Below are 24,696 nucleotides of genomic sequence, written 5' to 3'. Positions count from 1 at the left end.
TCAACTCTCTTTTTGCTGCAGGGCTCCGGCGAGGCTCGGCGCCTCCCGGTCCCGCTGGGACATCGATGTGACCGGTAGCGGCCAGGGAATGGCGAGCTCCGGGTCGTCGAAGGCGATCGTCACGTCCTCGGCCGGATCGTGCGGGCGGTCGATCCGGTACGAGACGTCGGCGGTTTCGGTCAGAGCCTGGAAGCCGTGCGCGCACCCCGCCGGGATGTACAGGGTCACCTGCGTCTCGTCGGACAGCTCGAAGAAGGCCCGGCTGCGGTATGTCGGCGAGTCTGTCCGCAGATCCACGACGACGTCGAAGATCCTCCCGTACGAGCACCGCACCAGCTTGGCCTCGCCGGCGCCGGAGCGCAGGTGCAGGCCGCGCAGCACGCCCCGGACCGAGCGGGACAGGCTGTCCTGAACGAAGGCGTCCGGGTCGAGGCCCACCGAGCGGACCACGTCGGCGTCGAAGGTGCGGCAGAAGAAGCCGCGCTCGTCGGCGTACGGCGTCGGCTCGAACAGGTACGCGCCGGTGATCTCCGGGACTTTGGTCGCCTTCATGGAGCCTTCCGCAAGGTGTGGGCGTGGTCGGCCGCAGGGAACAGGGCCGCGGTCAAGGAGTTGAACTGGTTCTCGAGTCGCCGGGCGGCGGCCAGGTTCCGCTCGGTGAGGGTCTGCCGCAGCTCGGCCGAACGCTTCTCCAGCGCACGGAACTGCTCGAGCAGCCGGTCGGCGTCGACCTCGCGCGCCGGGTGGCAGTACGCGCCAAGGCCCATCTCCGCCATGAGCGCGTCGCTCTTCGCTGCATAGCAGAGAGCGAGCACCGGCGTACCGGTCTTCAGAGCGCAGATCAGGTTGTGGTATCGGATCGCCACCACGGTGTCGGCAGCCGCCATCTCCTTCATCAGGTCGGCCAGTGAGGACGGCTCGGCAGCGGTGACCAGCGGCGAGTCCACAGCGTCGAGGATCGCGGCGACCACCGACGCGTCGCACTCGTCACCGGTGAGCAGCCGGACAGCCCTGCCCTCCTCGACCAGCGCGCGGACGAAGCGGATCGTCCCGTCGAGGTAGCGCCGGTATATCTCATAGGCCCGAGCGCGATCGTCGTTGCCGCCGTGGAAGTCCATAACGCCGACGCAGACCGGGCCCGGCGGGGCCGACGGGTCCGAGGGTGCGCTCGCCCGCGGCGTCGGCAGGGCGAACGCGAGGTCCGGGTAGACCTCGTCGCGCGCGGTGTCCACGCCCATCGCCCGCATCGCGTCGCGAGACTGCGCGTCCCGGTACGACCGGTATGCGGCCAGCCGCGCCGACCAGCGCACCAGGGCCCGGGTTGGCCGGTTGCCGATCGTCGCGGCACCTACGCTGACCAGCGCCACCCGGGTGCGCAGCAGTCGGCCGCTCGCGCAGAGCAGGAACAGCGAGTACGGGAAGCCCCACGGCCGCAGCGGCAGCGTGGCCTCCAGGACGCCCATGCCCGGGACGATCACCACGTCGTGCCGGCGCACCCAGGCAGCGGTGCGGAAGACATCGACGAGTTTGCCCAGCCCCTTCGCCGCGATCGCGCTCGCACGCGACGCGGTCCGGTACTCCCCGCGGTACCAGTGCAGCCGCGTCGCGGGGATCCCGAACCGGGTCGTCACGGCCTCGGGTCCGCCGCACAGCGCGTCCACGACCACCTCCGGGTGTTCGGCGCGGAGGTACCCGAGCACGGCGTCGAGCGATCCGTCGTTGCCGAGGTTGCCGGAGCCGAGCAGACCGAACACCCCGACGCGCACCGGGGTTTCGTTCGCGGGCGTCATGCCTGCCTCCCCTCACGGCCGGCGACGAGGGCGTCGACGGAGACGGTGAGCCGGTCCGGGGAGACCGGGGCGCGGTCCTCGACCCGCTCGCCGGCGCCGGGCCGGACCCGGCTGGTCATCCATGCGGCCAGGCGGCGGTAGCACGCGCGCCGGTCGGCCGGGGACAACGGCGCCCGCCGGATCGCCGCGACGAAGCCCCAGACGTACTCGGCGAGCAGCCGGGGCGTCGGATGCAGCGGGCCCGCCCGGCGCGGGTCCAGGTTGACGCACCGGGAGCGCTTGGACGGGTTCGCCCGCTCAGCGCGGGTGGGATGGTCGCGGCGGAAGTACAGCAGTTCCGGCACCTGGTGGAAGGGCCCGTGCAGGCCGATCTCGGCGACGAACGTGCGGTCCGCGTGGTGGTAGCTGTCCATCGGCTTCACCCGGCGCAGCACGTCGGCCCGCATCACCCCGTAGAAGTCGTCGCCACCCGGCTCGAACAACAGACTGCGGAAGCGCTCCGGCGCGTGCGGCGAGGCGGTGGCGAGCCCGTACTCGTAGGGGACCCTCACCTGGCCGTCGCAGTCGATGACCGCCTGGCCGGTGTGTGCGAGGATCATGTCTGGCCGCTCGTCCAGCGCCTGGACGCAGCGCCGCAGCAGGTCCCGGCCGTACAGGTCGTCGTGCGAGGCCCACTTGAACAGCTCGCCGCGGGACTCGGCGAACACATGGTTGTGGTTCGGCGTGGCGCCGATGTTCCGGGGCAGCCGGAGGTACCGGATGCGCGAGTCCCGCGCGGCGTACTTGCGGCAGATCTCCTGGGTCCCGTCGGTCGAGGCGTTGTCGGAGATGACCAGCTCGAAGTCCTCGTAGGTCTGGCCGAGCAGGGCGTCGAGCGACTCGGCCAAGTACTCCTCGCCGTTGTACACGGGCAGGCCGATGCTCAGCCTGGGTTGGGCAGTCATGAGGTCCTCACTTCGGGGATGGGATTGCGGTGGCGCTCGCGCAGGGCGGACCGCAGTTGCAGCCACCACACGGCCGAGCCGCTGACGGTCGCGGCGGCGACCCCCCAAGCCGAGCCGACCGTGCCGGCGGCGGCCGCCCCGCCGAGCCCGCCGCTGACATAGCAGGCGGAGGCGAATAACTGGCAGCGCAGGCTGCGCCGGGCCGTGCCGAGCGCGCGCAGCCCGGCCGCCGCGCCGGTGCCGAGGCCCGTGCCCGCGACGCCGAGGGTGACCGGCACGATGAGCTCCGAGGCGGAGTGCCAGACGCCGCCGAGCACCAGCTCGCCGAGCCGGCCAGGCATCAGCAGCAGCGCCGCGCCCCAGAGCAGCGCGCCGGCGGCCTGCCCCCCGCCCAGCAGGATGCAGAACGTGCCGAGCCGGTGCGGGGCCTGCCGTAGCACCCGTGCCGCCTCCGGGACCGTGACCAGCGAAAGCCCCATGAGCACCGCCAGAAACGGGCCGAGCAGGAGCTCGGCGCCCCGCACCGCACCCACCGCGCCGATCCCGACGATCGCGCCGAGCCCGTACGCCCGCAGCTGGCTCGCGCCACTGAGGCTGACGTTCTCGACCAGGTACCGGTAGCCGAGATCGCGCTGCTCGCGAAGCCACCCGCGCGCCTCGGTCATCCGGGGCCGGATGCCGGACTGGATGTAGCCGTACCCCGCCGCCACCGTGGCGGACGCGCCCCAGGCGAGCACGAAAGCGGCCACGCTGCCCACACGAACCGCCACCACTATGGCCGGGACGAGCGCGACACCCCACACGACGTCGTTGACGAACGCCTTCCGCCCGGCGCCGGCGGCGAAGAACGAGAACCGCCAGGCGTCCTGGAGCAGTAGCCCCGGCAACATGACACCAAGGGCGGCGAACGTGGGCCCCACGCGGCCGCCTAGGCCGAGCCCGGCCACCAGACACGCCGCGCCGAGGGCCGCACCGATGCCGAGTGCGGTACCCGTCGACCGGGCCACCGCCCCGCGCCAGGACGCGTCCGGAACGCCGCTGAAGCGCACCACGAGCGGATCGGTGGCCAGCCCGCGGGAGACGTTGAGCACCACGCCGTACGTCACCCAGGCGAGGCTGAACACGCCGAACGCGGTCACCCCCAGCGAGCGGGCCACGTAGATGCCCACCACGAAGTTGCTCACGCTGGAGGCCGCCTGGTCGGCCAGTCCCCAGGACAGCCGACCGACGAGGGCCCGCCTGGCGGATCGGGCCGATGCCGTCGCCTTCTCCGCCTCGATGGTCATCGGCGTCATCCCTTGATCAGCCCGGCGCCGTGCAGGGCGCCGGCCGCGGCGGCGACGGTATCGAACGGCAGCCCGGACCGCTCGGCGACGTCCAGCAGACTGTGCTCGCCGTCGGAGAGGCTGAGCACCCAGAGCATGGCCATCTGGGCCTGCTTCGCGTCGCTGCGGCCGCCGAGCGAGTCGTACAACCCGCGACGGCCCAGCTGTGGCTCGCCGTAGGGGCTGAGGTTGACGTACTGCCGGTTGCGGTCAAGGACGGCGAATGCCTCGCGGCAGACGGCGAGAGTGTCCGCCATCGCCTCCGGGGAGACGAAGTCCAGGTTGTCCGCCGAGGTGTGGTACTCGGGGTACCCGGCGTACGGGGTCCGGCTGAGTGAGCCCACGCCGAGATCGAACCCGGGCGAGCAGAACTGCCGCTCGTCGTAGCCGTACGGAGTGAACTCGGCGACGCGGTGCGGGCGCTCGGAGGCGGCAAGCACGTGCCGCATCACCCGGTCGATCTCCGCGTCGCCGCGTCTGCTCTGTTTGTACGTCAGTTGGCCCGGGTCGCCGGCGCAGGCCAGCACAAGGCCGTGCTTGACCCGTTCCACCCGCTCCGCGTTGCGGGCTAGCCAGGTGATCGCCCCGATGGTGCCGGGCGCGTAGATGAACCGGTAGGTGTAGTACGGCGCTTCCTGCGCCAGCGCCCGGGCCAGGAACGTCGCCACCGCGATGCCGGCCAGGTTGTCGTTGGCCAGCGACGGGTGGCAGACGTGGCAGGAGACGATCACCTCGTCGGTGACCTGCCCGGGGACCACGTGCTCGGCGTAGGTGAGGTGGCCGTCCGCGAACGTGGAGTCGATGCGCACCTCGTACTCGCCGTCCGGCAGCGCGTCCAAGGTCTCCTGGGCCAGGCAGAACCCCCATTCCGGCTTGTAGTAGCTGGTGCGGTACGGCACCCAGGCCGGGTGGTCCGGCAGGGTGTGCAGGTGCGCGCGAAGCTCGGCCAGCGGCATGGTCGCCGACACCGGCACGCTGTAGCCGAGCACGTGCAGGCTGGACACGGCGAAGTCGACGACCCGATTGCCCGCGGTGTCGGCGACGTACGCGTCCCGGATGTTCCACTCCTGCGGCACCGTCCAGTCGAGCACTTGCGTCCCGGTCGGCACCTCGTGCACCTGCAGCGGGACGTACTCGCCGACGATCTCCAGGGTGGCGCGCACACCGTCGCCGGTGATGCTCCGGCACAGCGGGTACAACCGCTCCACCAGCGCGTGCATCTCTTCACCGGCCGCGGTCATCGGCGCCAGCGCAGGGTGTCGTCGACGGCGCCGGCGTCGGACGCCGCGCGCAGCACGGCCAGCCGGGTGAAGCGTCGCTCGAAGTCTTCCCGGGTCATCCCGTATTTCCGGTAGTTGTCGGCGAGTTCGAGCGCGCCCTGCTTCACCGTCCACTCGCAGTCGAAGCCGGGCACCGCGGCGCGGAACCGGGAGAAGTCCACCCGGTACGACCGCGGATCGGCACCGGTCTCCCCGGTGATCACCACCTTCGAGCCGGATACCGCCTCGGCGACCTGCTCGGCGATCTCGGCGACCGTGACGTTGTTGATCTCGCTGCCGATGTTGAACGCCCGGTCGTGCACCGATTCCCGCGGCGCGACCAGCGCGGCCGCGAAGGCCCGTGCGATGTCGGCGGCGTGCACCAGCGGGCGCCAGGGGGTGCCGTCGGAAAGCACCAGCACCTCGCCGGACAGGAGCGCGTGGCCCACCAGGTTGTTCAGCACGATGTCGGCGCGCAGCCGGGGTGAGTAGCCGAAGGCGGTGGCGTTGCGCATGAACACCGGGCTGAAGTCGCCGTCGCAGAGCGCGTGCAGGTCGTCCTCCACCCGCACCTTGGACTCCGCGTACGGTGTCACTGGGCGCAGCGGGGCGTCCTCGGCCACCAGGTCGTCGCCGCCGGCGGCGCCGTAGACCGAGCAGGTCGACGCGTACAGGAAGCGCCGCACTCCGGCGTCGCGGGCCAGCCGGGCCAGCCGTACGGACGCGTGGTGGTTGATGTCGTAGGTGAGTTCCGGCGCCAGCGATCCCAGCGGGTCGTTGGACAGGGCGGCCAGGTGGATCACGGCGTCCACCCCGGCCACGTGTTCGGCCGTGACGTCGCGCAGGTCCGCCCGCGGCCCCGGCGGGTCCGCGGGCGGCGGGCCCAGCACGCAGTCGGCGAACAGGCCGGCGTCCAGCCCGACGACCTCGTGCCCGGCGGCCGTGAGGACCGGGGCCATCACGGTTCCCAGGTAGCCCTGGTGCCCGGTCAGCAGTACGCGCAAGGTTCATTCCTCCAGGTCGAGAGTGAGTTTGGTGACGGCGAACGCCTCGGCGTAGCGCGCGTTGCTTTCGATACCACGGATCCGGGCCAGCCCGAGGAAGGCTTCCCGGTCGTACCAGGGCCGGTGCTGCTGCGAGGGGTAGTGCTCCTGCAGCAGCCGCACCTTTTGTTCGGCGATCTCCGGCGACAGCGGCTGGTACGCCGCCGGACGGCCGAGGTCGCCGTCCCACTTGACGATCTCGTAGCCGAGCACCAGGTGGTCGCGGAACGCGGTGGTCATCAGCTTCGCCAGACCGCGGTGATCCTGGTGCGCGTCATCGGTGCGCGGGGCCAGCACGAGATCCGGCTCTGTCTCCGCGCGCAGCTCCTCGACCGCGGCCTTGGCCTCGTCCCAGCGCGCGGGCAGCCGGCCGTCCGGCAGCTTGTGCACGGTCAGCCGCAGGTCGGCGCCCGGGCAGAAGGCGGCGAGCGCGGCCTGCTCCTCCTGCTCCCGCTCGCTGCCACCGCCGGAGAGCACCAGCGCGTCGACGCGGATACCCGGCCGCGCGAGGCACATCGTCAGCAGCGTGCCGCCGGCACCGATGGCGATGTCGTCGCAGTGCGCGCCCACCGCGACGATCCTGTCCAGGCGCCCGGCCCCGAGCCGGATCACGCCCTCGCTCCGGCACCGTGCCTGCTGCCGGTCGCGCTCGCCCCCGCGCCGTCCGGTTCCCACACGGTCCACGGGCGGTCGCCTTGGGCGTAGGCAGCGTCGAGCGCGGCCCGCTCCTTCACGGTGTCGGTCGGCTTCCAGAAGCCGCGGTGCTGGTGCGCCACCAGCCGTCCGCGCTTCGCCAGTTGGGCGCAGCCGTCAGCGACCAGGTCCCCGTTCTCCGGGATGTGGTCGAAGACCTCCTGACGGAGCACGAAGTAGCCGCCGTTCTCCCACAGCGGCATGTCACTCACCGCGGTGATGCCTCCCACCAGGCCTTCCTCGCCCAGTTCCACGCAATGGAACGAGGACTGCGGCGGCACCACCATCATCGACGCACCGGCGTCGCGCCGGGCGAACCGGTCGATCATCTCCGGCAGCGGGGCATCGGTGAGCACGTCGGCGTAGTTGGCGAGGAACATCTCGTCGCCGTCCAGGTGGTGCCGCACCCGGCGCAGCCGCTCGCCGATCGGTGACTCGATGCCGGTCTGCGCGAACGTGATCGTCCAGTTGGCGATGTCGGTGGACAGCAGCTCGGTCCGCCCGCCCCGCAGCACGAAGTCGTTGGACGTCGTCTCCTCGTAGTTGAGGAAGAAGTTCTTGATGTGGTGAGCCCCGTACCCCAGACACAGAATGAACTCCGTGTGCCCGAAGTGTGCGTAGTAGCGCATGACGTGCCAGATCAGCGGCCGCGGGCCGACCATCGCCATCGGCTTGGGCGTGTCGTCGGAGGCTCCGTTGCGCATACGCAGCCCGTAACCGCCGCAGAACAGAACGACCTTCATGGCTTGACCTCGACAATGCTCAGTTCCGGGATGGGAAAGACCAGCCGGCCGCCCCACTCGTGCACGAAGGACAGCTGCTCGACCAGCTCGGCCCGCAGGTTCCACGGGAGGACGAGGACGTAGTCGGGTTTGTCGGTGCTGATCTGCTCGGGCGGCAGGATCGGGATGCGGGTGCCCGGGGTGAACCTGCCGTGCTTGTAGGGGTTGCGGTCGACCGTGTACGGGAGCAGGTCGGGCCGGATGCCGCAGTGGTTGAGCAGGGTGTTGCCCTTGCCCGGGGCGCCGTAGCCGACGACCGTCTCGCCGCGCTCGGCCGCCTCGATGAGGAACCGCAGGAGGTCCCGGCGCACCTTGGCCACCCGAGCGGAGAACTCGGTGTACCCGGACAGCTCCTGCAGCCCGGCGGCCTTCTCCCGGTTCAGCACGTCGGCCACCCGACGGGTCGGCTCGCCGGCCACCTCGGCCGGCCGGGCCCACAGCCGGATGGATCCGCCGTGCGTGGGCAGCAACTCGACGTCCACGAGCGCGAGTCCGCCGCTCGCCAGCGCCCGGATCGCGGACGCGACCGTGTAGTACTGGAAGTGCTCGTGGTAGATCGTGTCGTACTGGTTCTCCTCGATCAGGGTCAGCAGGTGCTGCACCTCGATGGAGATCCAGCCGTCGTCGGCGACCAGGGCGCGCAGCCCCCGGGTGAACCCGACCACGTCGGGGATGTGCGCGTACACGTTGTTGGCCACGACCAGGTCCGCCGGGCCGTGCTCGGCGCGGACGTTGGCGCCGGTTTCCGGGTCCAGGAACTCCGTGAGCGTGGGCACACCCGCGTCCCGCGCCGCGGACCCGACGTTCACCGACGGCTCGATGCCGAGGCAGCGGATCCCGCGGTCCACCACATGCCTCAACAGGTACCCGTCGTTGCTCGCGACCTCGACCACGAAGGCGTCGGGGCCGAGACCCAGCCGCTGTACGGCGTCGGCGACGAACGTGCGCGCGTGCTCCACCCAGGAGGTCGAGTAGGAGGAGAAGTAGGCGTACTGCGTGAACGTCTCCTCCGGCGTGATCAGCGGAGGGATCTGCGCGAGCCAGCAGTCGGTGCAGACCCGCAGATGCAGCGGGTACGCCGGCTCCGGCAGGTCCAGTTGGTCCGCGGCGAGAAAGCTTTCACACGGCGGGGTCGTCCCCAGATCGACGACGCTCCCCATCGCCGCCGAGCTGCAGAGTCGGCATCGTGTCATTTACTGCCCCCATCTCTGCTCGCGGCGGGTGCCCCGCCGCGAGCCAGCGTTTCCGTTCCCTACCGGCGGCGCGCTGTCCCCGCCGCCGGACCGACCCGCGATCGCGGTGCGGTATCCCTCCACCAGGCGCTCCAGCCCGACGGTCGGACTGAAGTGCTGCTCGTAACGGCGCCGGGCCGCCTGGCCCATCTCCCGGTTGCGGGCCGTCTCGGCCGTGATCCGGCGCAGGCAGGACGCGAGCGAGGCGGGCTCGCCCGGCCGGTGCAGCAGCCCGGTCACCCCGTCCTCGACGAGTTCGACGAAGGCGCCGTGACCGGCGGCGACGGCCGGGACCCCCGCCGCCATCGCCTCCACGACCACCAGGCCGAACGCCTCCAGCCACGTGGAGGGAGCCACCACGGCGATCGACCGCGCGATGGCCTGCCGGCACTCCGCCTGGTCGTACAGGCCGACGTACCGCACGTCGTCCCGGCCCGCCGCCCAGGCGGTCACCTCTCGCTCCAGCGGCCCCGCGCCGGCGACCACGAGCGGCACGCCCACACCGCCGCCGACGGCGATCTCGTCCCACGCGGCCATGAGCAGCCGCACGCCCTTGGCCTCCGCGAGCCGGCCGAGATAGAGCAGATGCTCGCCATCGCCATCTCGGCGGGCGCCCGGTTCGGGCACGAAGTTGTGCTTCACCGCCAGCCGCTCGGCCGGCATGCCGGCCCGCACCAGGACGTCGCGCTGCGCCGCGGAGATGCAGAAGAACCGCTCCACGCCGGACCACCACCGCCGTCGGTTGACCGACAGGCTGACCGCGAGCGGCACCGTAGCCAGCCGGGAGCTCCGGTAGCAGCCGTGCCGGACGGCCGGCAGCGGAGCGGACCCGACGCACTCGGTGCACGGCCGGCCGTCCCGCTGCAGCGTGCCGGGCGGGCAGACCTGGGTGTAGTTGTGCAGCGTGGCGACGGCGGGCACACCGGCGTCGGCGCAGGCGGCCAGCACCGCCGGCGACAGGAGCGGGAAGACGTTGTGGACGTGCACCACGTCCGGCCGCTCGGTGCGAAGCCGGGCGGCGAGCTCCGCGCGGACCGCCGGGTTCCACGGCACCAGCAGCGGTACCGCGACCTTGCTCAGCAGGGATCGGGCAGCGATGTCGTCGCTGCGCCGCTCGAACACTTCGACCCGGTGGCCGGCCCCGCGCAGCAGTGCCACCTCCTGGTCGACGACCTTGTTCTCCCCGCTCGGCTGCGCCGAGGCGTAGCGGTTGTGCACCACGAGGACGTGCATGCTCAGGTCACCTCCGATCTCTGGGCCCGTCGCGGGACGCGTCGTCGAGGGACTTCGGGAGTCGAGAGGGGAGCGGCCACGGCAGGTGCCGCCAGCAGTGAAGCGGCCACCGCCAGATGCAGCAGATACGGCGAGGCGTCGCCCAGCCCGGCCTCGGTGTACGACGCGATCGCGCAGTAGCTGATCAGGAAGATCGCGCAGGCTCTCGACAGCGACGGTGGCCGCAGCAATGCGACGCCGCCCAACACGATGATGATCGCCGCCACCAAGGCGACGCCGGTCATACCCTGCTCGTTGTAAACGGCCAGCCAGCTGTTGTCGATCGGCAGCCCGCCGAACGACTTGTCGCCCAGGCCCACGCCGAACAGGTACTCCGGGGTTGTCCGGGGTGCTGTCAGCAGGGCGTGCCAGACCTTGGCCCGACCGGTGAGGCTGGTGAAGTACTCCTGGCTCTGTCCGCGCAGGAACCACGCCTGCAGCGCGGAGGCGAACCCCACCGCCGCCACCGCGGACACCAGCACCGCCCAGGCGAAGAACCGGCGGGCGGCGGCGCTGGTCAGGACGAGCGAGCCGATCGCCAGCACCAGCCCGATGAGCAGGCCGACCGTGGCCGTCCGGGTATGGGTCAGCGCGAGCAGGACGAGTGACGGAACGATGACGAGGGCCGCGCTGCCCCTGGTGGTCCGGCGTCCCAGAACGAGCAGCACGGTAAGCCCGATGATCACCGCGGCGTACTGTCCGATCTGCGGCGGGGTGAGCGGCCACAACGCGCCGACCAGCCGCCCGCCGTAAGTCTCGGGCATGGCCGCGCCCGGTGAGATGACCAGGCCGGCGGCTACCGACCCGAGCACCGCGAAGTACATCCGGATGTGGTGCCGGACGAACGTCAGGCCGCCGTCCCACCAGCGGCTGAGCAGCCACAGCGTGCCGACGAAGAGAGCCAGCCGGGCGCAGCGGAACAGCGCGCCGAACCCGGAGTCCAGGCTCGCGCTGGAGATCACGCTCAGCACCAGCAGCAGGGTGAGCAGGAACACGAAGGCGCTGGCTCGGATGCGCAGCCGGAGATTGACTGCGAGCACCAGCGAGAACGCGGCGGCCAGCGAGCCCATGGTGAGCATCTGGATGAGGGAGCGGGGCAGCGGAAAGATGGTGTCCGCCCCGGCGGAGCCGAGCGTGTTGAGGATCAGCAGCCCCCAGACTGTACCGACGATCTTCGGCGTGTGGTCCGTGCTCATCTCAACCACCGTCCCCTGCGCGGAAGGTACTGCCCGCGTCCTGCTGGTACGGCGGGCCCTGCCACTGCCCGGAGTTGAGGATCCGGCTCGGGTCGTGGGCGACGAATTTCCATGGTCCGAGGTAGACGTTGTCGTGCCAGCGGTTGTGCTGCTTGCTGGTGATCGCCTCGGCCACCCGCTCGCCCTGGTACGGCGACCAGTCCGGATAGGTGCCGTAGTTGGCCAGCACTGCCATTCGGTCGCACTTCACCGTGCAGGCGACGACGGACTTGTCCAGCACGAAGCGGTTGCCGTGGATGTCCACCCGCTGGGTCTTCCACCGGCAGTCGGCGTAGAGCGGTGCGGTGGCGATCGCCGGCTGTGCGCAGCGATCGGTGTTCTTCACCAGCAACGTGCAGTCACCGGACGAGGTGTTGGCCGGGCTGTTGCAGAATCGGTCGGCGTTTTCCCACAGAGTAATCCCGGACCAGTTGTTCTCCAGCACGTTCCGATAGATCTCGATCTTGTCCGTGCGGGCTCGGATCCGTGGTTCGCCGCCGGACTCGGACAGGTAGATGGTCGCGAACGGGAAGTTGTCGCCACGCTCGGCGTACTTGCGGCCCTCGACCCAGTTATTCCGCCGGATCGTGTTCTTCCGGATGACCGCGTTGTAGCTGGTCTCGTAGATCAGCGCGGCACCGTCGTTTTCCTCGAGCACGTTGTCCTCGATGCGGAAGTCGTTGTTGTTGGTGTCCGCCCACAACCCGGTTCCGCGGTTGTCGTGCACCCAGTTGCCGCGTACGTCGGCGCCGTTGACGGCCCAGAACTTGATGCCTCCGGTGCAGCCGCAGCCCTTCCGCCGCCGCTCCCAGTCGTCGGTGTTGTTGCCCACGATCTCGTTGCCCTCGACCACCAGGCCTCTGATACGGCCGGTGGCCTTGTACGCGTTCATGCCGTACTGACCGTTGTCGCGCAGGCAGCTGGCGCGGACCCGCTGGCGGGCACCGGCCATCAGCCCGGCGCCGGAGTTGTGCTGGATCGTCGCGTGCTCGATCACCCACTCGTCGGCCGAGTCATGGTTGACCACGCCCTCGTCGCGCGGCGCCACGAAACGTTGCACGGTCAGGTAGCGGATGGTGACGTTGCGGGCGGTACCGCCGAACGCGTACTGGTTCTTCTTCCAGCCGTCGAGCACCGCGCCCGGCGCACCGAGGTAGCGGTTCCCCTCCTTGGGGATGACCTGGGCGTAGCGGTCCGGGTCGAGCCTGTGCTTGCCCGGTCGAAGCCAGAACGTGGTGTTCGGGGGGCTGCTCTTGGTCTTCGCTGCCAGGTCACCGACCACCGCGGGGTCGACGGTCACCGCGCCCGCCGGCGCCTTCGCCGGCCCGGCCGCGGGCTTGGCGCACACCCGGGCCCCGGGCGTGGATGGCGCGGCCGGCTTTGCCCCGGCGCCCGGCGTACTCTCACAGCCGGTCGCCGCCAGCAGGGCCAGCGCCAGCGGTACCGCCGCCAACGCCCAGTGCTGCCTCTTGATCCCCATGCGCCCCCCTAGCCGCGGAACCTGAGTACGGTGGTGAACCCCTCCGCGCCGTCGGCGAAGCCGGTGCCGACCAGCGTTGTGGTGGGTTCCTTGCGCCCGAAGCCGGCGGAGTACCAGCCCAGCGGCGGGTCACTCTCGCCGCGATGCGCCCGCCAGCACAGCTGCCCGGGCAGGTCGAGCGCCGCGGAGCGGTCCTCGCCGTCCCGGGTCCAGGTGAGCACTGCCCGGTTCCCCACCAGGTCCGCGGCGATCGCCGGGCCGAGGTGGAACGCCAGGTGCACGGCCCGGCGCGGGCCGCGCACCTCGTCAACCACCCTCAGCTCCTGGCTCGCGGCCGTTAGATCCACCCGGCGGCGGTGCACGGAGCGCTGGTAACCGTCGTGCTCGGCGCACCATCGGGCCGTCCCCCCGTCGGAAGCGCCGGATGTGTCCGCGACCAGGACGTTGCTGCGGGCATGCCGGGTCCACAGGAACGGGCCGCCGGAGACGGACTGGTCACCGCCATCCAGTTGCAGGGTGTTGTGGCCGAGGGTCGACCGGAAGTACTGCCGCCACTCGGGCTGTCCGTGGTAGCAGAACGTCCCCGGGTCGGCGAGCACGTCGACTCCGTCGTGCCGGACCTCCACGGACAGCGCGTCCGCGTGAGCATGCGCGGCGATGGACAGGAATCCGTGCGGACCACCGTCGCAGCGGCACCAGATCTCCGCCGGACCACGCAGGATGGTCATGCCCGCGTCGGCGAAATGGGCCGGTCGGCTTGCCGGGCGGGACACGGCCGGTGCAGTGGGCCGGATGAGCGCGGCCAGCAGCGGGGTGCGCACATCGGTGCCGGTCACCGCCGGCCACCAGTCGAGCCGACCGAACACCGCGTTCCCGGTAGCCAGCAGCGAGGCCCAGCGGTCGGTGCCCGCGCCGTCCACGACCAGCCCGTGCCCGTCGTCCGCGTCCCCCTGGCGCGGCGGCCGTAGCCGGCTGTCCACGATGGCCGCGAGCGCGTCGGTCATCCGCAGCAGCACCAGCCGGATCGACGCGGGGACCGGCCTGCCTGCGGCATCCGCCTCGGCCACCGCGGCCAGGCCGAGCTCCAGCACCAGTCCGTGATACTCGGTGGCCAGCTCGCGGTTGAGGCCCGAGTCGAAGGTGTTGCCTCGCAGATGCCGCTCCAGCGACCGCAGCGCGTCGGCTCGCCAACGCGCCGAGGAGGGGAACCACCCGAACGCGCAGGCTGCGGCGAACTGCCCGGCGGCCTCGGCGATGACGTGGTTGTTCGCCGAAGACCCCCGGCTGGGGAAGGCGGCCAGCCAGCGCTGGTGGTGCCAGATCTGGTTCACCGCCACCGGGTTGCCCTCGAACAGCCCGGCCGCGCCCGGCCAGCCGTTGAGCAGCCGGCGAATCCACACCCAGGACAGCAGCCGGATGCCCAGCTCGATGCCGCTGATCCAGTGCACCCCGCGCAGCGGTGGATTGGCCGCCCACCACGACCGCAGGTGCGCGGCCACTCGCTCGGCGTACTGCTCGTCCCCGGTGATCGCGTAGGCGGCGGCGAGCACGGTGAGGTACTGATGCCGGGACAGCTCCCAGATCTGCTTGATGTCCCCGACCGCGTCCTCGTTCCGGTACGGCACGTCGAAGGCGTAGCCCCACGGAGCCCGGCGCCCGGTCTTCGGGTCGCACCACCAGTCCGGGTCGGCCAGGTCGTCGCGGACCACCCCGAAATATTCGGCGTGCCCGTACATCAGCCGGTCCGCCTCGGCGATGAGCCGTTTCGCCGCGTCCGGAGGCACTGCGGCGATCGTCCCGGCAGGCAGGACCGCGGTGAACCGGGCGCCCGTCACGCTCGGGCAGTCCGGCCGCGCCGACCGCCACCGCCGTCTGCGCACTGCGTCGCCCACCCGGCCGCCGACCTCCTGCGGCCCCATCCGGGAAAGGCGCCGCAGGTACCAGCCCGCGCTCATGGTCATCGCGGCCTCTCCAACGTCACCGGCGCGCCGCCGGCCAGGCCGGCCTGCACGGCGAGGGTGGCCACTGTGGTGGCGGCCAGCGACTCCAGCGGCACCGGCATCGGCCCGCCGGTCCGCACGGCCTTGATGAACGCGGCCAGCTCGGCGGACTGGCCCTTGTCCCGGGCCTTGGGCAGCCGCGAACTGACCCACCGCTTGCGGCCGTACACCGAGGCACGGACGAAGTCGTCGAGCCGCAGCACTTTGTTGTGCGCGACGAGGTCCAGCGTCTCCTTGGGGAAGCTGGGCGCGCCGGTGGTGACGTAGCTGATGGTGGCGGTGGACCCGTCCGGGTAGTGCAGCACGACCTGCAGGTCCTCGTTGCCGGACGTGGCGACCGCGTACACCGAGACCGGGTCGGCCTCGAGCAGCCAGCTCGCCGTGTCGATGAAGTGTCCGCCCTCACCGGCGAAGCGCGAGCCCTCGGTGCCCTGTTGGAGGTACCAGCTGCCGTGCTGCAGCCGGCCCGCGTTGACCAGGTAGCGGAGGCTCGCCGGACCGGTCCGGGCGCCGAACCGCTTCCTGGCCTCCTGCAACAGCGGCGCGAACCGACGGTTGAAGCCCACCTGCAGCCGGTCGTTGCCGGACTCCTCCACCGCCGCGAGCACACCGGCCAGCTCGTCCTCGGTGAGCGCCAACGGCTTCTCCACGAACACCGTCTTGCCGGCCAGCAGCGCCCTTCGGGTCAGTTCGGCGTGCGAGCTGTGCCGGGTGACGACGAACACCGCGTCGATGGACTTGTCGCCGAGCACGGCGTCGAGATCGGTGGTCGCCTCGGCGAAGCCGAACTTCCGCTTCGCGTTGGCCGCGGACAGCGCCGTCGTGGTGACGACCGTGGACAACTCGACACCGTCGCGTTGTGCCAGGTGCGGCAGCAGCATCGACGTCGCGTAGTTTCCCGCGCCGACGAACGCGAGGCGCACCGGCGTCTTGGCGGACCGGGCTGGGGTGGGCGCTCCGCCGCTGCGTCGCACCGCGGGCACGGCCACCGCCGGGGCTTCCGGTTCCCCCGCGTGTTCGGGGTACCGGAACAGCACAGCCACGGCCTTGAGGTCGCCGTCCTTCAGGCGCTGGTACGTCTCGACGGCGTCATCGAAGTCGGCGATGTGGGAGACCAGGGGCTCCACGTCGACGCGGCCGCGGGCGAGGAGATCGAGGAAGCACGCCAGGTTGCGGCGCTCGGTCCAGCGCACGTAGCCGATCGGGTAGTCCCGCCCCTCGAGCTCGTACTCCGGGTCGTAGCGCCCGGGGCCGTAACTGCGGGAGAACCGGACGTCGAGCTCCTTCTCGTAGTACGCGTTCCACGGCAGGTCCAGGCGGCACTTGCCGATGTCGACGACCCGGCCGCGGTCCCGGCAGAGCCGGGCGGCCAGCTCGACGGGCTGGTTGCTGCCGCCGCCGGCGGCCAGGTACACCTGGTCCACGCCGTGACCGCCGGTGAGTTCGGCGACGACGGCTTCCACGGCCGCGGACGCGGGATCGCCGCAGGCCGCAGCACCCAGGCGCTCGGCGAGCTCGCAGCGCACCGGGTCGGGGTCGACCCCGACGACGCGGACCCCTGAGGCCGCAAGGAGCTGCACCACCAGCTGCCCGATCAGCCCGAGGCCGATGACCAGCGCCACGTCGCCGAGTTGCGGCTCGCCGCGGCGGACGCCCTGCATCGCGATCGACCCGACGGTGCCGAAGGCCGCGTGCCGCGGCGCGAGGCCGTCCGGCACCCGGGCGTAGAGGTTCTTCGGCACCCAGTTCAGCTCGGCATGCAAAGCGTGCTCATTGCCGGCGCAGGCCACGAGGTCGCCGACCGCCACGTCGTCGATCCCGGTGCCGACCTGCTCGACCACCCCGCACAGCGAGTAGCCCAGCGGCGTGTAGGAGTCCAGCTTGCCCATCACCTTGCGGTAAGTGGCGGGCACCCCGTTGGTGGCCACGCTCTGCATGACCTTGGCGACCTGGTCCGGACGGGAACGGGCCTTGCCCACCATCGACATGCCGGCCTCGGACACCTTCATGAGCTCGGTCCCGGTGGAAATCAGCGAGTAGGCGCTGCGGACCAGCACCCCGCCCGGCTTGCACCCCGGCACCGGCACGTCGAGCACCGCCAACTCGCCGCTCTTGTAGTTCTGCACAACCTGTTTCACCCGAGCTCCTCGTGTTTCTATGCCGTCAAGCCGTCTGGCTCTGGCCGGAGCCAGAGGTCGCGCCGCGATACCAGTACTCCAGGGTCAGCACGTGCCACAGATGCTTGGAGAAGTCCCGCTGCCCGGCGGCGTCCTCGGCGACCATGCGCGCCAGCGCGTCGCGGCGCAGGAACCCGGAATTGACGAGCACGCCGTCGTGCACCACCTCGCGCACCAGCGGTGCCAGATCCCGGCTCATCCAGGCGCGCAGCGGGGCGCTGAACAGGCCCTTCGGCCGGTACACGATCTCCCGGGGCAGAATCGAGGTGGCCGCCTCCTTGAGGACGGCCTTGCCCTGTCGTCCGACGATCTTGCGATCGCCGGGCACGGCGAACGCCGCCTTGACCACCTCGACGTCCACGTACGGCACCCGCACCTCGGTCGACGCGGCCATGCTCGACCGGTCGGTGTACGTGAGGTTCAGGCCCGGCAGGAACATCCGGGCGTCGCCCAGGCACATGCGGTTGACGAAGTCGTCGAGGTCGTTGTCCTGGTAGATGTCCGCATGCTCGGTCAACACGTCCTCGACCGTCCCGGCCAAGTCCGGATTGACCAGGGCGAGCAGCTCCTCCTGGTCGTACATGGTGTAGCTGCGCCGGAACGCGGTCTCCTCCGGCAGGTCGGCGAAGGAGAGGAACCGCTTCGCGAAGCGCACCGACCGGTACCCCCGGTGGGCCGTGGCGACCGGCAGCCGGTCCACGGTCGCGGACAAGCCGCGCCGCAGGGGTCGCGGGATGCGCTGGTAGCGCAGCGCAAGCAGGTTGGCCAGGTGCTTGCGGTAACCGGCGAACAACTCGTCGGCACCCATCCCCGAGAGCATCACCTTGACCCCGGCCTCTCGTGCGGCCGAGCAGATCAGGAACGTGTTGATCGCGGCGGGGTCGCCGATCGGCTCGTCCAGGTCGTACGTCATCTGCGGCAGCAGGTCGAGCACATTCGGAGCGATCTCGATCTCATGCAGGTCGACGCCGAACCGCTCGGCCACCTGCCGGGCATAGCGCAGGTCGTCCGGCATCGCCTCGAACTTGGCGTCCTCGGCGCGGAACCCGATCGTGTAAGCGGAGATCCCGGGGCGGTCGCGGGCCGCCAGCGCGGTGAGGTAGCTGGAGTCAAGACCGCCGGAGAGGAAGGTCGCCACCGGTACGTCGGAGAGCAGGTGGCGCCGAGTCGACTCCTCGACGATGGCAGCCAGGTCCGGCTGTTCGCCGCTCCGGGCCCGCTCCCGGCCCTCGGCGGCGACGTCCCTCAGATGCCAGTACCGGCCGAGCTCCACCCGGCCGTCGGGCCGGCACCGGAGCCAGCTCCCCGGCGGCAGCTTCTCCGCTTCGCGGAACGCACACCGTGAGTCCGGCACCCAGTAGTACAGCAGTGAGGCTACCAGCGCCGCATGGTCCACCTGCAGCGACCTACCGGTCACGGCGGCGAGCGCCTTGAGCTCGGAGGCGAACACCAGCCCCTCGCCGCGCCGGAGCAGGAACAGCGGCTTGATGCCGAGCTGGTCGCGGGCGAGCACCAGGTCACCGGTGCGCTCGTCGAAGATCCCGAACGCGAACATGCCGCGCAGCCGGGGCAGGCAGTCCGTGCCCCAGCGCCGCCAGGCCTCCAGCAGCACCTCGGTGTCGGAGGTACCGCGGAAGCGCACCCCAGCGGCTGCCAGCTCGGCACGTAGCTCGGGCGCGTTGTACAGCTCGCCGTTGTACGTCAGGACGAGGCCGCCCGAGACCATCGGCTGGGCGCCGGTCTCCGACAGGTCGATGATGGCCAGCCGGCGGTGCCCGAGGTGCACTTCGCCGTCACCGACGGGGTGGCTGTACCGGCCCGCTCCGTCCGGACCGCGGTGGGCGAGGGTCTCGGTGAGCCGGTCGGCCACGACTTTCCCGTCCGGCCATCGGTAAGTGCCTGCGATGCCACACATGTCTACCGCGCCTCCTGGTCGCTGTCCGGGACCCGTGCCGCCCACATCGGCGGCCGCTCAGCCCGCCGTCGGCCCGTCCCGGTCTGTCGGGCCAGCCGCTCGTTCTGGCCGCGCAGCGCGGTGTGCAGCCCGTCCCACAGCGTGCCGTCGGTCCGGTCACGCGGATCGGGGTCGATCAGCACCACACCGATCACCGGGATGCGCTGGTCCGCGAGCTGCCGCGCCACGGTGTGCAGCCATGCGGCGCTGCTGTGCCCGGCACGCACGACGAGCACGGTCAGCGTGCCGAGGTACTGGAGGTCGGCCCACGCCGCGCCGGGCGCCACCGAGCCGACGCCGAGCCGGCGCTCCTGATGCGGCACGGCCGCGGCACGCTCGCCGCTGACCACCGTCGGATCTCCGGGCTTCGGGCGGCGCTTGGCGAGCTGCGGGCCGGGCAGACCGTCGATGATGACCACTGGCCCATCCGCCTCCAGTGCCCTGGCGAGGTCCAGCGCGATCACGCTCGTGCTGCGCGCACAGCCCAGTTCCAGCAGCGACACCGGTTCCGCGGAGCCGCGCACGGTGCGGGCCAATGACGCGGTGAGCCGTTCGCGTGCCGCCCGGATCCGTCGGCGCTGCCACAGCCTGCCCGACCGGCGGGGCAGCTCCGCGATGACCGAGGCGCCCAGGTTCGCCGCGATCTCCCTGCGCAGCACGGGGCGGTCCGCCACCACCGTGCCGACCGCGGCCACCGCGAGCCCGAGGACGAGCCCGAGGACGAGTCCGATCCCGGCGTTGGTGGCAGCGGCCCTGAGCAGGGAGTGCCGCACCGCGCGCGGGGCGTCCACGATCTGTGTGCCGGCGATGAGCTGGGGCGTGCCGATGCGTGCCTCCGCGGCGCGCTGGCCGAAATCGGTGATCCGCGAAGTGAGTTCGGCCCGGCGGGTGTAGAGCGACTCCAGGTCGGACGACGCCGTCGGCCCACTCTCCGGCGATCCGTTTCCGATGGCCTTGTTGACCTTGGCGAGATCGTCCCGCATTCGGTCACGCTGGTCGAGCAGGGCCTTGGACTCGGCGTTCGCGGCTTCCTGTATCCGCCTCACATGGTCCGCGACGAACGCATCGGCCAGCGACTTGGCGCGGGTCACCGCTTCCGCGTCGCTGTCACCTGTCACAGTGATCTGCAGCAGGTTGTTGGTCAAGCCCATGGCCCCGTAGTCCTGCATGAAGTTCTCTGGATTTTCCGGGGAGTCGAGGGACTTCAGGGCCTTGTCGGCGATCCGCGTGGTTTGCAGCAGCGCGACGTCGGTGCGGATCAGCGTTCCGGGGTCGTTCGGCTGGTCCTCCTGATGCGCGACCAGCACCTTGGTCACCGCGGTCGGCGGCGATGGCAGCAGGACCGCCACCGCGGCGCCGACGAGCAGTCCCAGCAGCGCCATGGAGCACCAGAGGCGGCGCCGCCTCCGCACCGCCACCACCAGCGCCTGCAGGTCCAGCAGCGGAGCGGCGGCAGACGACTCCGAAGATGTACTCGTCGTCACCTTGAACCTCCCGTTACGTCGCCAATCGCGAGCGCCGGCACGGCGGCATCCCATGGATGGCCGGCGGACCGCGTCGAACTGATCCGGACCGTGCCGGCGAGGACGATGCCGACGATCTCGTGCTCGGCGTCCGCACACGCCTGGGCGATGTCGGCGAGCTCCCCTGCGGTCCAGTTGCCCGCGCTGAGCACGATCAGGACGCCGGACTCGTTGTCGCGGTCCGGGACCATCGGCTGGGACACCGAAACCCCCACCACCCGCAGCATGGGGTATCCCCTGCTCGAAGAGCTTGGGGAAGGATCGCTCTCGGCCTCGGCGACGAGCTGCCCGGCGGCCAGGCGGGCGATCTCGTCGCCCTCCGGGACGACAACCAGCAGCTGCCGGGGGGCCGGCAGCTGGTCCCGGAGGCGGGCGCACACCCGCCGGTAGCGGGTCTGCCTGCTGGCCTCGTCGCCGGACGTCTGCGGGGTCGGTAGGTCCCACCGGATGTCGACGCCCAGCAGCCGGCGGATCCGGGCCCGCGGGTCACGGTCTTCCGGTCGGTGCGCGGGCCGTTCACCGGGTACGTCGACGGTACCCAGCAGCGCCGAGCCCAGCGCCGCGGCGATCTCCGGTTCGGTGCGCAATCGGCGATTCATCCGTGCGGCGGTGAGATGGCCGATGACCGCGACCAGGAAGAACAGCAGCGCCCCGGCGACGATGAGCTGCATCCGCGTCGGCGGCGCCTCGCCGGTCGGCCGGGCCGCCGGTCCCATGACGACCATGTTGACCTTGGTGGCGGCCGGGTCGGCCTGGTCCAGCTTGTTCATGGACTCCTGCAGCGAGGTGCGCAGCTTCTCGAGCTCGGTGCGGGTCTGCACGCTCTCCACGGTCTGCCCCGGATCGGCCGCATTGGCCAGGTCGGTGATGCGGCGATTGGTCTCCGCCACCTGCTTCCGCAGCGCCTCGGTCCCCGACGCCGCGTCGGAGTCGGGGCTGCCGCCTGCGATCCGCGCGGCGTAGCTGACGAACTGCTGGGCCATCCGGTCGGAGAGCAGCTGCGCGCGCTCGGGCGTGTCGGCCGTGCCCGAGATCTTGATGATGTTCCCGTCAGCGGCCTTGGCGCTCACTCGGTCCCGCAGGTCGGCGCCGCTGACGCCCTGCCAGCCGAGCGTGGCAGCCGCTCGGTCGGCCACCGAGGAACTGGTCGCGATGTCCACCTGGGTCAGCAGCGCGCGCTCTTCCCACTGCCCAGGGAACAGCACCGATGCCGACGCCGTGTATCGCGGCGGAAACAGCAGCACCGAGGCGCCGTAGCCGACGAGCGCGCCCACCACGGTGAGGACGGCGAGAAGCCGCCAGCGCCGGCGGAGAATCCGCCCGATGGTGACCAGGCGGATCGTGTCATCGTTCAACGCCGCGTTCTCTTCCCTGCTTGGACCGTGTTGCCCGCCGACACCGGAGTGTGGTCACCGCAGGCAGCGGCGTAGGCGGCGAGCAGGGACGCTTGCGAGTTCCGCCAGGAAAGCGGTCCGCCGACCCGCTCCTGGCCGATCTTGCCCATCCGGGCCCGCTTCTCCGGATCGTCAAGGAGCAGCGCGATGAGCTCAGCGAATGCAACTTCGTCGTTGGCGGGCGCGTAGACGGCGGCGTCACCGGCGGAGACTCGCGCCTCCCGGAGGTCGAACGAGACGATCGGCCGGCTCATGGCCATGTACTCCAGGACCTTGTTCATGGTCGATACGTCGTTGAGCGGATTGTGCGGGTCGGGGGAAAGACACACGTCCGCAGTGGACAGGTAGCGCACCAGGTCGGCGTCCGGAATGCGCCCGGTGAACTGCACCTGCTCGGCGAGCCCGAGCCGCCGGGACAGCTCCACCATCGCGTCGAAGGTGTCGCCGGCGCCGACGAACACCGCATGCCAGTCGGTCCGCCCGAACTCGTCACGCAGCTTCGCGAGGGCCCGCAAGGCGTAGTCGACGCCGTCCTGAGGGCCCATGACGCCGAGGTAGCACAGCAGATGAGGCTTGCCGCGCTTCAACTCCGGCTCGGGCGGCACCGGTTGGAACCGCTCGACCGCGGGCGCGCTGCGTACCACGAAGACGTCCTCAGGGCGTCGACCGCCACGGCGCATCGCGACGTCCCGGTAGCTCTCGTTCGTGGCGAGCACGACGTCCGCGGCCCGGTAGGTCAGCCGTTCCAGCGCGCACACGGCGCGATAGAGCAGATCCTCGCCGCGGTCGAACCGGGAGAGGTACAGCTCGGGGACCAGGTCGTGCTGGTCGAAGACGAACCGCGCCCCGCGCCGCTTCATCCACAGCGCGGGTAGGAACAGCAGGTCCGGCGGGTTGCAGGCGTGCACCACGTCGACCGGGCCGACCTTGCGGGCCAGCCGGACCGTGTGCCACAACGCCGTTCCGTACTCCCGCAGGTAGCCGGCCGGCCCTCCGGTGGCCGCGCGCAACGGGTAGCGGTGGATCCGCACCCCGTCGATCTCCGCCTCCGGCTCCGTGTCCCGCTTACTCCCCTGGGGACAAATGACGTGCACCTTCCAGCCCGCGTCGCGCAGTGTCGTGCACTCCTGCCACACCCGCCGGTCGAACGGCACCGACAGGTTCTCCACCAGGATCAGCGCGCACCGGTCCGCCCGGTCGCCGCTGGTCGTGTTACCAAGCAAGGCCCATGTACCCCGGTTCGGCCCGGCGCGTCTCGGCGTCGGGAAGGTGGATGAGGTCGACAATCACCGGGCCGTCGGCGCCGTGGGGCAGCGCCGACAGCACGGCCGGATCCCTGGTCCCGACGAGGCACACCTCGGCGTGCTCAAGCACCTCGTCGACGGAATCCGCGAGCAGCTGCGCGAGGTGCGGCAGCCGGGTCTCGATGTACTCGCGGTTCGCGCCGAGCAGCCGGGAGAGGCTCACGTTGGCGTCGTAGATCCGCAGGTCGTAACCCTTGCCCAAGAGCCTCTCGGCCAGCTCGACGAGCGGGCTCTCGCGGAGGTCGTCGGTGCCGGGTTTGAAGGACAACCCGAACAGGCCCGCCCGGCGCTTGCCGGTGCGCTCGACCAGCTTCACCGCGCGCTGCAGATGGTCGGAGTTGGAGGGCAGTACATGGGAGAGGATGGGCACCGAGACGTCGGCCCGCTGCGCCGTGTGGACCAGGCTGCGCAGGTCCTTGGGCAGGCAGGAGCCGCCGAAGGCGAAGCCGGGCCGTAGGTAGGCGGGGCTGATGTTCAGCTTGCGGTCGGCCAGGAACACGTCCATCACCTGGTGCGAGTCCACCCCGAGCGCCTGGCACACCGCGCCCAGCTCGTTCGCGAAGCCGATCTTGAGGCCGTGGAACGCGTTGTCCGCGTATTTGATCGCCTCGGCCGTCGGGACCGGTACCCGGAACACCTCGCCGGGCAGGCCGTCGTACAGCGCCAACACCGCATCGCCGCTTGCCGGGTCGAGCTCGCCGATGACGGTCTTGGGCGGGTCGAAGAAGTCCCGCACGCTCGTGCCCTCGCGCAGGAACTCCGGGTTGACCGCGACCCCGATGTCCATCCCGGCCGTGCCGCCGACGTACTTCTCCAGGATCGGTACCAGCAGGTTCAGACAGGTGCCCGGGATCATGGTGCTGCGGAACACGACGGTGTGCCGCCCACTCCGCTCGGCCAGCGCGGCGCCGATCTGCTCGATGACCCGCTCCAAGTACGTGGTGCACAGGCTCCCGTTGGGCTCCGACGGCGTGCCCACGCAGACCAGCGACACCTCGCTGCCCATGATCGCCTCGCGGACGTCGCCGGTAGCGCGCAACGCTCCGGTCCGCACGACCTCGGCGATGAGCTCGCCGATACGCTCCTCGACCACCGGGGCCTTGCCGTCGTTGACCAGGTCGACCTTCACCTGGTTCACGTCCACCCCGATGACCTCGTGACCCATGCTGGCCAGGCACGCGGCCGACACGCAGCCCACGTAGCCGAGCCCGAAAACGCTGACTCTCATGACCCGTTCCTCTCCCCAGGCAGGCCCTCCCGGCCTGCGGTCCGGGCGCCGGCCGGACGGC

The 24,696-nt window shown here is 71.1% G+C and carries 19 protein-coding genes; all 19 read right to left on the bottom strand.

Going from position 1 to position 24,696, the window contains the following annotated elements; all coding sequences use genetic code 11:
• The 19 genes from rfbC to OG395_RS09135 are packed head-to-tail and all read right to left on the bottom strand — an operon-like array spanning position 1 to position 24,635.
• On the bottom strand, positions 1–552 hold the full coding sequence (gene rfbC / locus OG395_RS09225) for a dTDP-4-dehydrorhamnose 3,5-epimerase (protein ID WP_327242444.1): 552 nt from the start codon (positions 550–552) through the stop codon (positions 1–3).
• Positions 549–1,790, bottom strand: a complete 1,242-nt coding sequence (locus OG395_RS09220) for a polysaccharide pyruvyl transferase family protein (RefSeq protein WP_327242443.1) — start codon at positions 1,788–1,790, stop codon at positions 549–551. The genes rfbC and OG395_RS09220 overlap by 4 nt, the downstream gene beginning before the upstream one ends.
• A complete protein-coding gene (locus OG395_RS09215) occupies positions 1,787–2,734 on the bottom strand; it encodes a glycosyltransferase family 2 protein (RefSeq protein ID WP_266977941.1) in 948 nt (315 codons plus the stop codon). Before OG395_RS09215 ends, OG395_RS09220 begins: the two co-directional genes overlap by 4 nt.
• Entirely contained in the window at positions 2,731–4,020 is a 1,290-nt protein-coding gene (locus tag OG395_RS09210) for a hypothetical protein (RefSeq protein ID WP_327242442.1), read from the bottom strand. Before OG395_RS09210 ends, OG395_RS09215 begins: the two co-directional genes overlap by 4 nt.
• 5 nt (positions 4,021–4,025) lie before the next feature.
• Complete coding sequence (locus tag OG395_RS09205) at positions 4,026–5,309, bottom strand: DUF4910 domain-containing protein (RefSeq protein WP_327249287.1); 1,284 nt, start codon at positions 5,307–5,309, stop codon at positions 4,026–4,028.
• Complete coding sequence (locus OG395_RS09200) at positions 5,297–6,322, bottom strand: NAD-dependent epimerase/dehydratase family protein (RefSeq protein ID WP_327242441.1); 1,026 nt, start codon at positions 6,320–6,322, stop codon at positions 5,297–5,299. Before OG395_RS09200 ends, OG395_RS09205 begins: the two co-directional genes overlap by 13 nt.
• 3 nt (positions 6,323–6,325) lie before the next feature.
• The gene (locus tag OG395_RS09195; protein WP_327242440.1) at positions 6,326–6,973 is read right to left on the bottom strand and encodes a PIG-L deacetylase family protein; all 648 of its coding nucleotides are present in this window, start codon (positions 6,971–6,973) and stop codon (positions 6,326–6,328) included.
• Entirely contained in the window at positions 6,970–7,797 is an 828-nt protein-coding gene (locus OG395_RS09190) for a glucose-1-phosphate cytidylyltransferase (protein WP_327242439.1), read from the bottom strand. The genes OG395_RS09195 and OG395_RS09190 overlap by 4 nt, the downstream gene beginning before the upstream one ends.
• A complete protein-coding gene (locus tag OG395_RS09185) occupies positions 7,794–9,029 on the bottom strand; it encodes a class I SAM-dependent methyltransferase (RefSeq protein WP_327242438.1) in 1,236 nt (411 codons plus the stop codon). The genes OG395_RS09190 and OG395_RS09185 overlap by 4 nt, the downstream gene beginning before the upstream one ends.
• Positions 9,030–10,301: a glycosyltransferase gene (locus OG395_RS09180; RefSeq protein WP_327242437.1), complete on the bottom strand. Its 1,272-nt coding sequence runs from the start codon at positions 10,299–10,301 to the stop codon at positions 9,030–9,032.
• Positions 10,302–10,303: 2 nt separating this feature from the next.
• A complete protein-coding gene (locus OG395_RS09175) occupies positions 10,304–11,536 on the bottom strand; it encodes an O-antigen ligase domain-containing protein (RefSeq protein ID WP_327242436.1) in 1,233 nt (410 codons plus the stop codon).
• A 1-nt stretch (position 11,537) separates the two neighbouring features.
• A complete protein-coding gene (locus tag OG395_RS09170) occupies positions 11,538–13,055 on the bottom strand; it encodes a right-handed parallel beta-helix repeat-containing protein (protein WP_327242435.1) in 1,518 nt (505 codons plus the stop codon).
• Between the two features lie 8 nt (positions 13,056–13,063).
• The gene (locus tag OG395_RS09165; RefSeq protein ID WP_327242434.1) at positions 13,064–15,016 is read right to left on the bottom strand and encodes a heparinase II/III family protein; all 1,953 of its coding nucleotides are present in this window, start codon (positions 15,014–15,016) and stop codon (positions 13,064–13,066) included.
• Positions 15,013–17,193 carry a bi-domain-containing oxidoreductase gene (locus OG395_RS09160; protein ID WP_327242433.1) on the bottom strand — a complete coding sequence of 727 codons (2,181 nt, stop codon included), beginning with the start codon at positions 17,191–17,193 and terminating at the stop codon, positions 15,013–15,015. Before OG395_RS09160 ends, OG395_RS09165 begins: the two co-directional genes overlap by 4 nt.
• A 25-nt stretch (positions 17,194–17,218) precedes the next feature.
• A complete protein-coding gene (asnB, locus tag OG395_RS09155; RefSeq protein ID WP_327242432.1) occupies positions 17,219–19,147 on the bottom strand; it encodes an asparagine synthase (glutamine-hydrolyzing) in 1,929 nt (642 codons plus the stop codon).
• Positions 19,148–19,149: 2 nt separating this feature from the next.
• Positions 19,150–20,670 carry a Wzz/FepE/Etk N-terminal domain-containing protein gene (locus OG395_RS09150; protein WP_327242431.1) on the bottom strand — a complete coding sequence of 507 codons (1,521 nt, stop codon included), beginning with the start codon at positions 20,668–20,670 and terminating at the stop codon, positions 19,150–19,152.
• Positions 20,667–22,064: a Wzz/FepE/Etk N-terminal domain-containing protein gene (locus tag OG395_RS09145; RefSeq protein ID WP_327242430.1), complete on the bottom strand. Its 1,398-nt coding sequence runs from the start codon at positions 22,062–22,064 to the stop codon at positions 20,667–20,669. Before OG395_RS09145 ends, OG395_RS09150 begins: the two co-directional genes overlap by 4 nt.
• The gene (locus tag OG395_RS09140; protein WP_327242429.1) at positions 22,061–23,326 is read right to left on the bottom strand and encodes a glycosyltransferase family 4 protein; all 1,266 of its coding nucleotides are present in this window, start codon (positions 23,324–23,326) and stop codon (positions 22,061–22,063) included. The genes OG395_RS09145 and OG395_RS09140 overlap by 4 nt, the downstream gene beginning before the upstream one ends.
• Entirely contained in the window at positions 23,316–24,635 is a 1,320-nt protein-coding gene (locus OG395_RS09135; RefSeq protein ID WP_327242428.1) for a nucleotide sugar dehydrogenase, read from the bottom strand. Before OG395_RS09135 ends, OG395_RS09140 begins: the two co-directional genes overlap by 11 nt.
• Positions 24,636–24,696 lie beyond the last annotated feature (61 nt).

Origin of the sequence: Streptomyces sp. NBC_01320, assembly GCF_035974375.1 — a bacterium.
Taxonomy (GTDB): Bacteria; Actinomycetota; Actinomycetes; order Streptomycetales; family Streptomycetaceae; genus Streptomyces; species Streptomyces yanii.
The sequence above is the reverse complement of the archived record's forward strand: the minus strand, read 5'-3'. Positions and strand labels throughout refer to the sequence as shown.